Consider the following 15,760-nt stretch of genomic DNA (forward strand, 5'->3'; position numbering starts at 1 on the left):
GGTGATGTAGAAATCCAGCGAGATAATCTGGATAAGTAAATTAAATTAAGTAAAATGCTTTCAAACGGTTTGAAAAGAATATGGAGTTTAAATCTTGAAAAGAGAGCTTTAATTTTTCGAATGAAAAAAAGTTTAATGTGCATTTTTTAAAGTGGGAGATTATTCCTATCACAAATATAGCGTCGAAAGTCATAAAAATTTAATTAAAGGATCGTGATTCTAATTTTTCAACACTTTATATAACACCGAAGGTGGATTATTAAAATAAACCACGACTTCAAGTCCAGGATGATTACTATTCGGATCAATAAGAAATTCCAAATCATTTCTGAAACTTGCTTCAACAATACCAAAGTAGAGATAATCAATATTATTTTCATTTAACTTTTTTATAAAATCTTCATAAGAATCAGCCATTGGCATTAACTTGAATTCCATATCGAGATAATATGCAACATGTGCTTTTCGGGCTGCGACTGTTTTCCCTTTCATCTCAGGCGAAACATTTGCTTCATACCATTCACCAAGTGCTAATAACTCCGTAGGTCCCGAATTTATATTTTCTTGATTAAATGTATATGAGTTTATACTTGTAATAACAATTAAGATTGATAATATAACATATCTTAAATTCTTTGGCAGTAAACCAGATAGTTTTAACTTCTCAATAAAAAATGGTTGTATGGCTAACAAGAGATAGAATGGAATTAAAAAAATAGAGAACCGCTCGCTATAGAACACAACAAGAAGCAGTGCAAAGAAAAATAAGTTCACTATATAATATCCAGTTTCAACTTCATTCCACTTTTTATGAGGTTTTGAAATAATCAAAAAGAATATTCCCAGAATAACAAAAACACCGACAGGCCACTCTATTAACCGTTCCATATCTTTCAGGAAATGGTCGGAGATGTTTCCAATAACAGTTGAGAAAAATAATTCCGGATCTTTTGTAATAGTTTGAGTTAATGAATTAATATCGCTTCTTCCACTAAACCAGAACTCATCCCAGCTTATTTTTCCTTTTCCATAAATTTCGAACGCAATGTTTTTGTAATTCTCATTGTAAAAGAAAGATCCTTTTTCACTCAGGCAATAAAATCCCCACGGAGAAAACGTAACAAAAAAAACAATTCCAAATAATAACGATGCTTTAATTCTTTTTATCCAATCAATCTTCCAATAGTTCACAAAAAGAATAATAAAAATAAAACCAGCAAGAAAAATTCCGTTATACCTTGTCAGGTAAGATAATCCACCGATAAATGCTGCGAAAATCAGATTTTTGTAATTAAACTCCCTGCATTTGAAAAAGAAAAAAAGTGTAGCGGTTGCAAGTGCATTGAAGAACATATCAGTACCAGCGCTGTAAGAATACTGAATGAATACTGTATTTACTGCAAGCAAAAATGTGACAAAAAAAGAGATTACAGGTGAGAATATATTCTTCAACATCTCAAAAGAAAAATAAATTACAATTGATGCGGATATTAAAGCGATTAAAATTCCTGCACGAAAAAAATCACCGAGTAAAAAACCGAGCAGCCCGAGTATCATCGGATAAAGAGGTCCGCGAAATGGATCCATTGGGATTTCACCGGCTAAAAATTTTTTTGCACTCGGGACAAACCCCCAGAAAAAATCAGTTTCTATTCCGTAGTCTCCGACTTTGTGAAATACAAAGCTCACAATTCCGACAACAACCAAATAAGTTAGTGCAAATATTAACGCGAAGTTTTTTTGTGATATATAATCTGCAAAATTTCTTCGGGTTACTTTTACTGATGAAGTTTCTTTTTTTGATTTATTTTTTTTTGAAGACTTTGATTTAGACATTAGTAGTGTTGACTAAAATCATTAAGAAAAAAACCATATTAAATATAATTATTTTTTTTAAGACCTGATCCTTGTAAACCTTTTCAAGTCAGTTTGAGCGGTAAAAAATTTGGCTTCATTATATAAGATTTTATCAGTCAGTTGGAAGTGCTTATTTTTAATTGAAGAAAAATTCTAATAAATCTCTGAAATCTTGAAAGTAAATCTTTATAGAATTGCCGTATTCAAAATTTTGGGAACCCTTATCCTGCTTTCCCAAACTTCATACTGTCAGGTTACCATTGATTCATCGTTGTATTTTATTCCTGTCAGTTCTTTAAACAGATTATTCTCAAATTTTGATAAACAGTTAAACACTTACTATTTGAACACTGGCTTCGATTTAGTTGGATCGTTTGAAAGGTTTGAATACAAAGTTAATCAGAATTACCGGTCAACTTTAATTCAGAGTACGACTAACAGCATAAGGGATGACGAATATTTATTCGCATTGGGAAAATACAAACTGACAGATAGCTGGAAACAAGGAATAGTTTTAACCAGCAATATTGTTTCCGATGACAGGCAGTTAGGAATAAATGAAGCAACTATCTATCACGCAATGACAATGACTGAGTTAGCCTTCTTACGTGGATTACTCCTCACACCTTATGGTGGATATTCTGAAAATAGTCAGGTTAACGAAACTGATATCGGACCAATATATGGATTTGAAGGTAGTCTTTTTCAAAACTACTCAACTAATTTTGATATTCATTCAAAATTAAGATTTGAGAACGAGGATATTTCACCAAGAAAAAATACTATTCGTTATCTGGACTTAAATGTTACAAGTCCATTTAACCAAGAAGTAACAAATTTTCTTAATGCTGGATTCAGTGATAATAGAAAAGATTTTTATATCAGTGCTGATTCTATTACTATCTCAGAATTTGATATAACCAACAATATCGAAAGCAGAACAGAAACGGTTTTTCTGCTTCAGGATAAAATCGATTATAATAATTTTCTGAATTTGTTTTCATTGGAGCTTGCCGGACGAATTAATTTCAGAACGATTGACAGACAAACACGGTACAAATCGACCAGCATCCAATCGCCATCAATATTTGATACAAAGGTGGATGAATTAGGTATTTCAATTGAATCAGGAATGTATTACAGAACAGAATCAACTGACGTTGGAATAAATTTTAATTACTTTGAGCGTGATGAAAAACATATCGCAAAAAATTTTGAAGGGATCAATCAAAGTTTTTTTGAACAAAGATCCGAACTTGAGGGAAGAAAGAATAATAATTCAAACAGAGCAACTATCTCGTTATCGGGAAATTACCACTTATCGGGGAAAGATCAGATATCATTAAGTCTTTTTCACAGTAAACTGAAATATGATACACCAAGCAGCGCTAATGATGATGATCGCGATGAATTACTTTCAATCGGAAGACTGAAATACACAAGAAACCTATCACCATTTTTCCAGGTTTTCTCAAATCTTGAGGGAACTTTGAGTCATCTTGTTTATTTATTTGCAGGTAGAAGCGCAAACAATAATGCAAATCACGTTATTAAACTTTCTGCAGGAGGTTATTATAAGGGTGAACAATTCTCATCCTTAAATAATTTTGAAGTTTCAGCAAATTATACTGTTTACGATTTTCAGGATGTGACATCCAATTTAAGAAGCATCTCCTTCAGGCAGTTTATCGCAGCGGATTCTACAAATTACCGATGGTCTAAAAATTTTGCTTTTTTAGTTACCGGTTATGTAAAGTTAACCAGCCAGGCAGAGCTTGATTGGGATAATTTTGCGGAACGACCGATAAGATATCTGCAGGAAATTTTTATTGATCCGAAGGTTGGATTAATCTCAAACTATTCATTTTTTGCAATTGGATTCAGATATTTTTCACTAAACACTTACAGATACAATAAGGAAGAGCGTTTGCCTGATTCTGATTTTCTGAGTATTGGCCCTCTTTTTGAAATTATGATTGGGACAGATAATTTGTTCCTTAAACTCAATACATGGTATGAGTTTATTTCGGACAACTTAAATGTTAATCGTGAAAGATTAAATTTTATTCTAAATATGAATTGGAAATTTTAACTTATCGAAGTAAATTTTCGTTCAAATTAAAACACTAAAAGATAATTTCTAGTTTTGCCCGAACCATTTTATCAACTCGAAATAGAAAGCGATCCAAACAACCTGATCACGGTTGAGGAATTTGTCAATTATTTTGCAAAAGATCTGGGTTTATCTGATGAGCAGCTTTCGGTTCTATTACTCGCTGTTACTGAAGCAACAACAAATGCAATCATTCACGCAAATAAATGTGACATTAAAAAACTTGTAACAATTCACGCTCACATTGAAGATACTCATCAAGGGAAACACCCACAAAAACTTATCGTAAAAATTAAAGACGAAGGAAAAGGTTTTGATCCGGCAGCTTTACCAAATCCTACTGAACCGGAAAATTTATTGAAAGATTCCGGACGAGGTGTGTTTTTAATGAAAGTTTATATGAGCGATGTCAAATACAACATAACACCTACTGGTATGGAAACAATCCTGATTCTGAATTTATAGCCCACCACCCGCAAAAAGTCTTCTTACTTATTTTTCAGTTATCACCTCTTAAATATTTTATTTATTTTAACTGTCGTTAATAATAACTTAATTAAACCAGGGAGTTAAAAATGGGCAGAAAAAAAATTTCAGTTATCGGAGGAGGACAGATTGGTGGCGTAATTGCTCAATTAATTGCTTTACGACAAATTGGTGATGTTGTTTTATTCGATATAGTTGAGGATATGCCGCAAGGAAAAACGCTTGATATTGTTGAAGCTTCCAGAATAGATGGTTTTGATATTTCACTTAGCGGAACTAATGATTATAAAGATATCGATAGTTCAGATATTGTTATTGTTACAGCAGGACTACCGAGAAAGCCCGGTATGAGCAGAGATGATCTGCTGGTTACTAATGCTAAAATTATCAAGAGTGTCGCAGAGAATGTAAAAAAACATGCTCCAAATTCTATTTCAATTATAATCTCCAATCCTCTCGATGCTATGGTTACATTATATAAAAAGACGACCGGGTTTCCTGCTACAAAAGTTATTGGACAGGCTGGCGTTCTGGATTCCTCAAGATTTTCTACTTTTATTTCATGGGAACTTGGAGTTTCTGTTAAAGATGTAAATGCTATGGTGCTTGGCGGTCATGGTGATACAATGGTACCTATTATTCGTTATGCAAACGTAAATGGAATTCCTGTTATGGAATTACTTGAAAAGAAATATAAAGACAAAGCAAAAGCTTCTGAAGTTATGAACGCAATGGTTGAGCGAACTAAAATGGCCGGCGGTGAAGTAGTTAAACTTCTTAAAACAGGTTCAGCATTTTACTCACCAGCTTCTGCTTCAATTGCAATGGCTGAATCAATCATTTATGATGAAAAGCGTGTACTTCCTGTTTGTGCATATCTCAATGGAGAGTTTGGAGTAAATGGATTTTATGTTGGTGTTCCTGCTGTGCTAGGTTCAAACGGTGTTGAAAAAATTATTGAATTTGATCTCAACTCAGTTGAAAAAGCATTGCTTGATAATTCAGTTAATGCTGTTAAAGGTTTGGTTGCTGATATGGAAAGATTAGGATTTTAATTTTATTCAAAAACCGAATAAATTTAAAACAAAAAACCCTCCACGATGGAGGGTTTTTTAATCAACTAAAAATAATTTACGAAGCGTAAACGCTGACAAATTTTCTATTGCCTCTTTTAACTTCAAACTTAACCACACCATCTGCAACTGCAAATAAAGTATCATCATTGCCCTTCTTTACGTTTACACCGGGATGAAATTTCGTTCCTCGCTGTCTTACAAGAATATTTCCGGCGAGTACTTTTTCACCACCAAATCTTTTAACTCCAAGATATTGCGGATTACTGTCTCTTCCGTTTCTTGTTGAACCTTGTCCTTTTTTATGTGCCATAACTTAAACTCCTTTAAGAAATCTTTAATATCTCGATTTTTGTGTATTGCTGTCTGTGTCCAGCTTTTTTCTTATAACTTTTTCTGATTTTTTTCTTGAAAACGATAACTTTATCATCTTTAATATGTTCAAGAACTTTTGCAGTTACTTTTGCACCTTTGACTTCAGGAGTTCCTATTTTGACATTTTTAGAGTCTCCGACCATAAGAACAGAGTTAAACGTTACTTCTGAATCAACCTTCTCTTTTAATCTTGGAACATAATATTTATTGTTTTCAAGAACCTTTATCTGGTCACCCAGAATATTTACAATTGCAAACATTATAAGCCTTTAATCTTTAAAATTTTTGAGGCACAAATCTATGTAAAGATGGCTTCTATGTCAATCCCTGAGTTAAACTAATTACCTGAATAATTCATTTTTTTAGATAAAATGAGAACTCGCTTCCTTTCCCGACTGTACTTGTTACATAAACTTTTGAATTATGTGCTTCAATGATATGTTTGACAATTGCCAGCCCAAGTCCGGTTCCTCCTTCTGCACGGGAGCGGGCTTTGTCAATCCGGAAAAACCTTTCAAAAATTCTATCCAAATGACTTTCAGGAATTCCAATTCCTGTATCTTTCACAATTACTTTTGCGTGTTTTGAATCTTCTTCAACCAGCACTTCAACTTTTCCTTTTTCGGTGTACTTGATTGCATTAAGAATCAAATTCGTAAAAACCTGTCTAAGTTTTTCTTTATCTCCAAAAACTTCCAGTTCATCATTTGCAGGATTGAATATCAATGATAAATCTTTTGTTTCGGCTATCAGTTTATATTCCTGAAATACCTGGTTTATTATTTCATTTATTTTAAAATATCTGAAACTCATTCTCATTTCGCCGGATTCAATCATCGAGATATCGATCAGATCATTTAATAAATTACTGAGTGAAATCGTATTCTGATTAGCCTTTTCCAGAAAGTGCATATTTACATTTTTATCGTGTATTGCACCGTTCAGTAAAGATTCAAGATAACCCTGAATTGCGAAAATCGGTGTTCTTAATTCGTGAGAAACATTTGCCAGGAACTGAGATCTCATTTTCTGCAAACGCTGTAAGTTTTCAATATCATTTTTTTCTTTCTTGAACATTTTCTTGATTACTTTTTGCAGTGAAAGCAGATTTGAACCAAGTTGAATTTCTTCTTCACTCTGATATTTATTCTTCCTGATATTATTTATAATTGATTTTATTTCATCGAGTTCTTTATTCCTGCGTTTGCCGATAAAATAGAGAATTGCAATGTCAAGAATGATTATTGAAATTATAAAAAGAAGCAATGTGGAAAATTCACTGTTCAGAATTAAAAATATTAGAATGAAAAAAATATTAAAGAATAAAAATTCTCTGTAGTAAACCAGTGAGGATGAGAGATATGATAGAAATTTATTGCTCGAGTTTGAATCTGTATCCAACACCTTTGATTGTCTCGATTATTTCTGAGTGTTTACCAAGTTTTTCCCTGATTTTTCTGATATGAACATCAATAGTTCGATCGACGACAAAAACATCATTACCCCATATTTCTTTCAATAGCGTGTCTCTGTTCATCACTTTGCCGGGATTGCTGGCAAGAAAGTACAATAACTGAAATTCCTTCCGGGGAAAATATTTCTTTTTATTATTAATCTTCACCATGAATTGGTCCGTATCAATTATCAATGGTCCAACGTTCAATTCTGTAATTGATTTTTCTTTCTTATTAACAACGGCAGATTTCCTCAGATTTGATTTGATACGTGCTATTAATTTTTTGGGCGAGATTGGTTTTTGAATATAGTCACTTGCACCAAGATCCAGTCCTTTTATTTCATTTGTCTCTCCTGATTTTGCTGTAAGGAAAATAATCGGAATATACCGGAAGTTTTTATCGGATTTTATTTGCTGGTAAAGTTCAAAACCATCCATCTCAGGCATCATGATATCAAGAATTATTAAATCCGGTTTCAGCAGGATTTTTTTCAGTGCATCTTTTCCATTGGTGCTGGTCAATACTTCAAAATCTTCCTGTTCAAGATTGTATTTCAGAAATTCAAGTATATCCGGTTCGTCATCAACAAGTAAGATTTTGCTCATATCAAAATGTCAACTTTATTTCCATATCTTTTTCTGCGGAATGATACATGGCTTCTGCAATCTTCAGCATCTGCAATGCTTCTTCACCGGAAGAGAACACAGGATTAAGACCACGGACGGCTCCGATAAAACTTTTAAGTTCATTAAGATAAGATTTTTTAAATGCTTCAGTTGGTGAGTTGTTAAAAGATGATCCAATATCTATATGTTCACCATCATAAACTTTTATCATTTTAAAAGGATTAGCACCAACACTGCCTTTCGTTCCATAAACATTTGCATAAAAAACATTTTTTTCATGAGTAAGACTCCAGCTTGCTTCAATCGTAATTGTAATGTTTTTCTCGCAGCGGATAAAGCTAATGGATGTATCTTCAAGTTTTCCTGATCTGTGATAGAAATTTTTTGTGGAAACTGAAATTGTCCTTGGGTAATCTGCGAGCCATAAAGCTAAATCAATAAGGTTTACGCCGAGATCAAGTATTACTCCGCCGCCGGCTTCTTCTCTTTTACTAAACCACTTCTCGGAACTGCTTTGTTTTCTCACCCAACCGCATCTGATATAAAACGGTTCTCCTATCTCACCAGCATCAATAAGACTTCTGATAAGCATGCAATCCGGTCTGTAACGCAAATTCATTCCAACCATTAATTTCCGGTTATTCTTTTTTGCACATTCAATAATTTCGGTTCCTTCATCACTATTGCGTGCTAACGGTTTTTCTACAAGTACGTCCTTGCCGGAATCAAGACAATCAATCGCAATTTGTTTGTGTAAATGAGTTGGTGTTGAAATTATCACGGCATCAATCTCATCACTTTTAATCATTTCAGAATAATTGCTGAATCGTTTCTTTATATCATATTTATCTGCAACAGAATGGAGGCGGTTCTTATTAATTTCAGCTACTGCTGTAACATCAGAATTCTTAATTTTAATCAGGTTTGGCAGATGAACAAGCTGCGCAACGCTTCCAAGTCCAATAATTGCAATTCTGGTTTTATCCATTTAATAGGCAACCTTTTCGGTTGATTTATTTTTTTTAAGAAATGCTGAAATTTGTGAGACTATTCCGGCGGGATCGATAGATATCTGCTTATGAAGTTCGGCTTGAGTACCATGATCAATGAAATTATCAGGAATCCCGATTCTGAGTATATCATTTTTATAATTTCTGTCGGCAAAAAATTCGATCACTGCTGATCCGAATCCACCGGGCAGATTATTTTCTTCAATTGTTACAATTTTTTCATGCTTTGCCGCAATCTGTTCCAGCAATTGTTCATCTAAAGGTTTAATAAACCGCATATTAAATAACTCAGCATTATAACCCTGTTCCTTTAGTAAGGGAATTGCTTTTTCAGCATAATCAACCATTGATCCAACGGCAAGAATTGCAATATCATCACCATCTAATATTTTTTCTGCTTTACCAATTTCTATCTTACTAAAACCAGGTCCGAGTTTGACACCAAGTGCAGAACCTCTTGGATATCTGACTGCAACAGGACCCCGGCAGTGTTCTATTGCTGTAAAAATCATGTTCCGCAACTCAGCTTCATCTTTCGGAGCCATTATCACCATACCGGGAATGATTCTTAAATAAGCAAGGTCAAAAGTCCCGTGATGAGTTGGACCATCAGCACCAACCAATCCGGCTCTGTCAAGTACAAATACAACATGCAATTTTTGCAAAGCAACATCGTGAACAATTTGATCGATTGCACGTTGTAAAAATGTAGAATAAATTGCCACAACAGGAATGATTCCCTGAGTTGCAAGTCCGGCAGCAAATGTAACTGCATGTTCTTCTGCAATTCCAACATCATAATAATTCTGAGGAATTTTTTCTTTAAGGATATCAAGCCCTGTCCCATCAGGCATAGCAGCAGTAATTCCAACAACTTTCGGATTTTTTTCTATTATTTCGACAAGCGAGTTTCCGAAAATTTTTGTATAAGCTATTGCTTCATTGGATTTTTTATGTGCCTGACCTGTTATTTTATCAAATGGTGTTGAAGCATGTAATCTTTGCGTATGGTTTTCAGCGGGTTTATATCCTTTCCCTTTTTGTGTTAACGCATGGATTAAAATTGGTCCTTTAAGATCTTTTACTTGCTCAAATATTTTTATAGTTTGATGCAAATTATGACCATTAACAGGTCCAAAATATCTGAAGCCTAATGCTTCAAAAAGCATCCCGGGAGTAATAACTGCTTTGATACCTTGTTCAAGTCTTACAGCTACTCTCCTCATTCTATCACCAAACTGATCCAGTTTACCGGTAAGATCCCAAATTTGTCCTTTGAATTTATTGTAGTCAGGATGAGATATCATCTCAGTAAAATAATTTGAGATCTGCCAAACGTTTGGAGCAATTGACATGTTATTATCATTTAAGACAACAATTAAATCAGTTTTTAAAACGCCCGAATTATTCATAGCTTCGTAAGCCATACCACCAGTCATTGCACCATCACCAATAACTGCAACAACTTTTTTATCAACTTTTGTATGACTTTTTGCTGCAGCCATACCAAGTGCAGCAGAGATAGAAGTTGAGGCATGCCCGGCACCAAAAGCATCGTATTCACTTTCGGAACGTTTGAGAAATCCGCTGATGCCTCCCAGTTGACGAATTCTGTTCAGAGCTTCTTTTCTTCCGGTAAGAATTTTGTGTGGATACGCCTGATGACCAGTATCCCAAACAACAAGATCATGAGGAGTATTAAATACTTTGTGAATCGCAACGGTTAGTTCAACAGCTCCGAGTCCTCCTCCAAAGTGTCCACCAATTTCTGAAATGGTATCAACCATATACTCACGAATGTCAGTGCATAACTGCTTCAAATGAGATAAAGATAATTGACGAATATCGGATGGGTAATTTACTTTTGAAAGAATGGGATATTTTTGTTCATCAATCATTTAATAAAATAATCCTCTCTATTGTACCTGATTAGTCTTCTTCAACATCAGTAATTTTTCCAAGTTCACTTTTCAATTCAGTTATTTTCAGTTCAGCATCTTTTAAAGTTTTTAAACAGGATTTTGAAAGTTTCACTCCTTCTTCGAAAAGAGAAATTGCTTCTTCCAGTTCAACATTGTCTTCTTCAAGAATATGGCTTATTTCCTCAAGCCTTAAAAGATCCTGTTCAAAATTACTTTTTAATTTTTTCTTTGACATATCAAATTAACGGGTAGTTATTTCCCCATCAAAAAATTTTAAATGAGCATTATTTTCTTTATTAAAAACGGAAGCTCTTGTAACAAATTTAGAGTTCTGCTTTACTAAAACAAAGCCCCTCTTCAAAACCCTTTGAACATCGTATGATTCAAGCGATTTTGAAAGCAAGGATATTTTGTTGTTATAAATCATGGAGTGCTTGAGAATATTAAGATATATTTTTGAAATACTTGAATCAACCTGCTGCATTTTATGTGTGAGCAAATCCATTGGAAGTCTGAATCCATACGATCCTGTTAAAGCAGAGACTTCAAATTTTTTATCTTCAATATACTGTTCAATATTATGTGAAGTTCTCAATAAAAAATCAGTGATAAAGTTATTGATCTCGGATTCATCAGGAGTTGCCAACTCCATCGCGACAGAAGGTGTCGGCGCACGAAGATCAGCTACATAATCGGCTATTGTAAAATCAATTTCGTGACCAATTCCTGATATAATCGGTATTTTAGATTTAAAAATTGCCCTGGCAACAATCTCTTCATTGAATGCCCATAAATCTTCAATTGAACCGCCGCCGCGTGCAACGATAATTACATCGATATCAGATATTTTGTTCAGTTGTTTTATGCTTTTGACTATTGATTCAGCAGCACCGCTTCCCTGAACTCGTGTTGGCGAAATCACAATTTCAACAATCGGAAATCTTCTTTCAGCAACACTTACCAAATCTTTGAATGCTGCACTATCAATAGCAGTAACAATTCCTATTTTTGAAGGAAAAACAGGAATGGGTTTTTTAAATTTTTCATCGAAGAGTCCTTCAGCATCAAGTTTCTTTTTTAATTTCTCGAAGGCTTCCTGCAATTCTCCAAGCCCAGCCGGTTTCATAGAACGTATATCAAGTTGATAATTTCCGCGAGGAGGATAGACAGTCAACTTTCCGTTGACAATAATTTTCATTCCGTCCTGAGGAGTGAAAAAAACATATTGATTAAGTCCTTTCCACATCGTGCAATTGATCACTGCGTCTGAGTCTTTTAAACTAAAATACCAATGACCAGAAACATGCGATTTGAAGTTTGAGATTTCACCTATCACTGAAAGTTGTTCAAAATTTTCTTCAAGAGTTCTGCGAATTTCTTTAGTTAATTCTGATACGGTTAATATTTGAATTTGGTTTGCCAATTATTCTAATGTGATATTTTTATTTTGAATGTTTGTTCCTGTATCAAGCTCATTATAATTAAGTTCTGAACCAAGAAGACTATGTGGTATTAAAAATATGATAAACATCAATATCGAAGCAAATAAAATCCATCGTTTAGGGTGTTTAAATTTATAAATAGAAATCAGAGCGAGCAGCCAGCCGATAAAGCCAAGTAAAATTTTGTTGTCTGTTAAATCGTGACCAAATGGAAATCCCGTCCAGAACTCACCGAATGCATATTTCTGAACGATTGGACCAAAAATAAATCCACCAATTATTACAAAAATAAAAGTGAGTATAGTTAATGATTTAAACTTTTTACTCTCATTTTCACCAGGAGTGCCTGCCTGTCCGGTTGGCAGGTATTCGTGTTTGGTAGAAAAATATTGAAGTCCTGTTCGGGTGGAGAGCAGCATTGCACCGAAAATAAATATGATGTGAGGAATCAAGAATTCTAGGGGAACATCTCCTTTGAATCTGATGATCACTTCTCCATCTTCAGGAAGTTTTTTTATAAGATCATCTTTCTGCAAAATAATATGATAAATTAATTTCCCCGCCGGAGGTTGATGAGGAAGGAATGCAATTAATTTTTCATCTTGTCTGAGCAGTTCAACATTTGTCCAATCATCGTTTGTTTTGTATCGCTTCCACACCAGAAATCCAGTAACATTGTTTTCTCCGACTGTAATATCAATTTGATGATCACCTTCTCCACCGTGAGTTCTGTCAAGCTTATAATCAATAATTTGGTTACCGATTTTTGTTTCACCACTGATTGGATAAGTTGGACCCGTCACTCTTTGAAACACCGCAGTAATAACTGTAAGTGCAAAAGCAATCAGCCAAAGTAAGATGGATTTTTTCATTGATGATGAACTGTGAGAATTATTTTGAATTTTTTCTAACTGAAAAATAAGTATTAAAACCTCACACTGAAACCGAGTGTAGGAATAATCGGTAACATTGTTGTTGTTTCTCTGCCGAGTGTAAGATCATCATTAACAAAGTAATCATAACCCACAACATTAGAATGATTATAAACATTAATGACATCCAGATAAATAACCCAGTCAAGATCCCACCAATCTGCAAAAGCATTTATGCGCAAATCCAACCTGTGATATTCAGGTTTGCGTGAATTAAGTTTTTTGTCTGCAAAATCAACATCAAATATTACAGGATTATCGCCGTCAGGATTAATATTTCTTGTTGCAATAACGGGGGTTTCCGGTATCCCATCCAGATCCTGATCAGTTAAAATAATTCTTGGTTTTACACCTGCTGGTTGACTAATCGGAAATCCAGATCCAAATTGCCATCTTACTCCAAGCTCAAGCCAACTGTTAATCTGATAATTTAAAACTACATTAACAGTATGTCTCTGATCAAAATTGAATGGATATTTAATTTCATCTTCATATCTGTTTGCAAATGCCAATGCATACGAAACCCAGCCTGAAAATCTGCTTTCATAAAAAGTATTTTTCTTTGAGAGAAAAAATTCAAATCCATACGCTTCACCAAAAGCAGAATTAACTGGAATCTGAGTTAATGAATCACCGCTGAAAGTTGCTGGTAAAGTCCAGCCGGAAGAATATCTTGGATCTTTTCCGGGAATCGGTTCAGTATAAAATCTATCACCCTGAAGTTTTTGAGGTCGGTAAAGATTATCAAAATCTTTATAATAACCTTCGACCCTTGTACTCCATTCACCGCTCAGCCATCTTTCAATCCCGAGCACGTAATGAACGGCTCTTTCAGCTACAAGTGTTGATGTATATCGGTCTGAAAGATCGTAGAGAGTTCCCTGGTCAAAAAACTTTTCATAACCAGGTGATTGGTAATATAACCCCCATACAGCTCGAAGTGTTGTTAATTCATCAAATGCATAGGACATAGATATTCTCGGTGCTAAATATGCTTTTTCCAGAATATTATAATAATCTAATCTTAGACTTGGCTGAAATGTGAGTTGCTCATTGAGCTTAATATTATCCTGAACATAAGCTCTGTAACGATTATAGTATTTAACATCTTTAATGTCATCAAGTGCAGCTCTGAACTGCGGATTAGAATTAAAGACCGCTTCAAGTTCTTCATCGAGATCAAAAGTAAAATCTATTGTAGTCTTCATAAAGTCAGCACCAAATCCTGATTCGATTATGTGATCATTAAGTATGTAAGTAAATTTATCATCAACAGAATATTTTTCATAAAAAAAATCACCACCGAACGAAAATCGTAAAAGATACGGAGCTAATGTATCAGGAATTGTGTTTTCAAAAGCTCCACGATTTAATGAAGGATCCAGTATCTGAGAATCGAAATCTGTTGTACCATTATTTCTGTAATAAGAGACAATTAATTTGTTTAAGGTATTTCGGTTCGGTGCATAATGCCATGCGCTGGATATTAAATCATTGTTGGTAATATTATAAACTCCAACGCTGTCGGGAGTTGTTCTTTCTTCAGCACTGACAACATCTACTGCATCTCTTGATAAAATACCATTGAATAAAAATTTGTGTCCATCGTACGGACCAATTACAATTTTGCCCTGTAAATCATAAAAACTCGGGAAGCTTGTATTCTCATCTACAAGTCCTGCATTCTTGACGAATGGTTCCATAATCAAATCATAATAAGTTCTTCTTGAATTGAACAGCCAGCTTCCTCTTAAGTTAAACGGATTCTTTCCTTCTAAAACTATATTTGCATCGACAATGGAGATATTTACATTACCACTTAAACTCTTAGAAGTAGTTCCTTCGCGGTTCGTTACATCCAGCACGGCAGATAATCTGTCACCATATTTTGCAGGGAATCCTCCCGAAATTAAATCAACATTTTCGACTGCATCAGGATTGAACATACTCACGACACCATAAAGTCTGTAGGGATTGAATACTTCAACGTCATCAAGAATTATTAAATTCTGATCAGGTCCGCTTCCTCTTACAATCAGTTGAGAAGAAAAATCATTTGGTGCAAGTACTCCGGGTAATGATTGAAGCGTTCTGAAAACATCTTCAACAGCACCGGCAAGAATTTTTGCGTCTCTCGGATTAAGATCAATCAGGCTTGTTCTTGTATCTCTTTGATCCTGGCTTTTTACATCAATGACTTCCACATTCTGCAGCTCAATTGCGATTGGCTCAAGCTCAACATTTAATTCAGTTGTCTTATCTGCTTCAATATTTACATCAATGGTTTTTGACTCATATCCAATCAGACTGAATTTAACCTCGTATCTGCCCAACGGAATTCCGATAATCTCATAAGTCCCATCCAGCTTGCTTGCAGTTCCGGTATGAGTATCAAGAATAATTATATTAACGAATGGCAATGCTGATGAACCATCGGAGATTTTCCCTTTCAATTTTCCATTCTGCG

The 15,760-nt window shown here is 34.4% G+C and carries 14 protein-coding genes; 3 read left to right on the plus strand and 11 right to left on the minus strand.

Annotation, left to right across the window (positions count from 1 at the left end; translation table 11 throughout):
• Positions 1 to 219: 219 nt before the first annotated feature.
• Positions 220 to 1,836 (minus strand): hypothetical protein, encoded by a 1,617-nt coding sequence (locus tag HND39_01210; protein QKJ94991.1) that lies wholly within the window; start codon positions 1,834 to 1,836, stop codon positions 220 to 222.
• Positions 1,837 to 2,068: 232 nt separating this feature from the next.
• Between HND39_01210 and HND39_01215 the strand changes: the two genes are divergently transcribed.
• The 3 genes from HND39_01215 (at position 2,069) to mdh (ending at position 5,511) form a co-directional block, all read left to right on the plus strand.
• Positions 2,069 to 3,949, plus strand: a complete 1,881-nt coding sequence (locus tag HND39_01215; protein ID QKJ94992.1) for a hypothetical protein — start codon at positions 2,069 to 2,071, stop codon at positions 3,947 to 3,949.
• Between the two features lie 54 nt (positions 3,950 to 4,003).
• Positions 4,004 to 4,435 carry an ATP-binding protein gene (locus tag HND39_01220; protein QKJ94993.1) on the plus strand — a complete coding sequence of 144 codons (432 nt, stop codon included), beginning with the start codon at positions 4,004 to 4,006 and terminating at the stop codon, positions 4,433 to 4,435.
• A gap of 110 nt (positions 4,436 to 4,545) precedes the next feature.
• Entirely contained in the window at positions 4,546 to 5,511 is a 966-nt protein-coding gene (gene mdh, locus HND39_01225) for a malate dehydrogenase (GenBank protein QKJ94994.1), read from the plus strand.
• 76 nt (positions 5,512 to 5,587) lie between these two features.
• Here mdh and rpmA read toward each other — a convergent pair whose 3' ends face one another.
• From rpmA to HND39_01275, 10 genes are all read right to left on the minus strand, one after another.
• Entirely contained in the window at positions 5,588 to 5,842 is a 255-nt protein-coding gene (gene rpmA, locus HND39_01230) for a 50S ribosomal protein L27 (GenBank protein QKJ94995.1), read from the minus strand.
• A 13-nt stretch (positions 5,843 to 5,855) separates the two neighbouring features.
• On the minus strand, positions 5,856 to 6,164 hold the full coding sequence (rplU, locus tag HND39_01235; protein QKJ94996.1) for a 50S ribosomal protein L21: 309 nt from the start codon (positions 6,162 to 6,164) through the stop codon (positions 5,856 to 5,858).
• A 94-nt stretch (positions 6,165 to 6,258) separates the two neighbouring features.
• Positions 6,259 to 7,251 (minus strand): two-component sensor histidine kinase, encoded by a 993-nt coding sequence (locus HND39_01240; protein ID QKJ97836.1) that lies wholly within the window; start codon positions 7,249 to 7,251, stop codon positions 6,259 to 6,261.
• Between the two features lie 25 nt (positions 7,252 to 7,276).
• Positions 7,277 to 7,966, minus strand: coding sequence for a response regulator transcription factor (locus HND39_01245; GenBank protein QKJ94997.1), 690 nt, complete (start codon positions 7,964 to 7,966; stop codon positions 7,277 to 7,279).
• 1 nt (position 7,967) lies between these two features.
• On the minus strand, positions 7,968 to 8,975 hold the full coding sequence (locus HND39_01250; GenBank protein QKJ94998.1) for a Gfo/Idh/MocA family oxidoreductase: 1,008 nt from the start codon (positions 8,973 to 8,975) through the stop codon (positions 7,968 to 7,970).
• Entirely contained in the window at positions 8,976 to 10,895 is a 1,920-nt protein-coding gene (locus tag HND39_01255; protein ID QKJ94999.1) for a 1-deoxy-D-xylulose-5-phosphate synthase, read from the minus strand.
• A gap of 31 nt (positions 10,896 to 10,926) precedes the next feature.
• Positions 10,927 to 11,154, minus strand: a complete 228-nt coding sequence (gene xseB / locus HND39_01260) for an exodeoxyribonuclease VII small subunit (GenBank protein ID QKJ95000.1) — start codon at positions 11,152 to 11,154, stop codon at positions 10,927 to 10,929.
• A 6-nt stretch (positions 11,155 to 11,160) separates the two neighbouring features.
• The gene (locus HND39_01265) at positions 11,161 to 12,342 is read right to left on the minus strand and encodes an exodeoxyribonuclease VII large subunit (protein ID QKJ95001.1); all 1,182 of its coding nucleotides are present in this window, start codon (positions 12,340 to 12,342) and stop codon (positions 11,161 to 11,163) included.
• Positions 12,343 to 13,233: a hypothetical protein gene (locus HND39_01270; protein QKJ95002.1), complete on the minus strand. Its 891-nt coding sequence runs from the start codon at positions 13,231 to 13,233 to the stop codon at positions 12,343 to 12,345.
• A gap of 53 nt (positions 13,234 to 13,286) precedes the next feature.
• Complete coding sequence (locus HND39_01275; GenBank protein ID QKJ95003.1) at positions 13,287 to 15,746, minus strand: TonB-dependent receptor; 2,460 nt, start codon at positions 15,744 to 15,746, stop codon at positions 13,287 to 13,289.
• Between the last annotated feature and the right edge of the window lie 14 nt (positions 15,747 to 15,760).

This window comes from Ignavibacteriota bacterium (assembly GCA_013285405.1).
In the GTDB taxonomy this organism is placed as follows: Bacteria; Bacteroidota; Ignavibacteria; order Ignavibacteriales; family Ignavibacteriaceae; genus IGN2.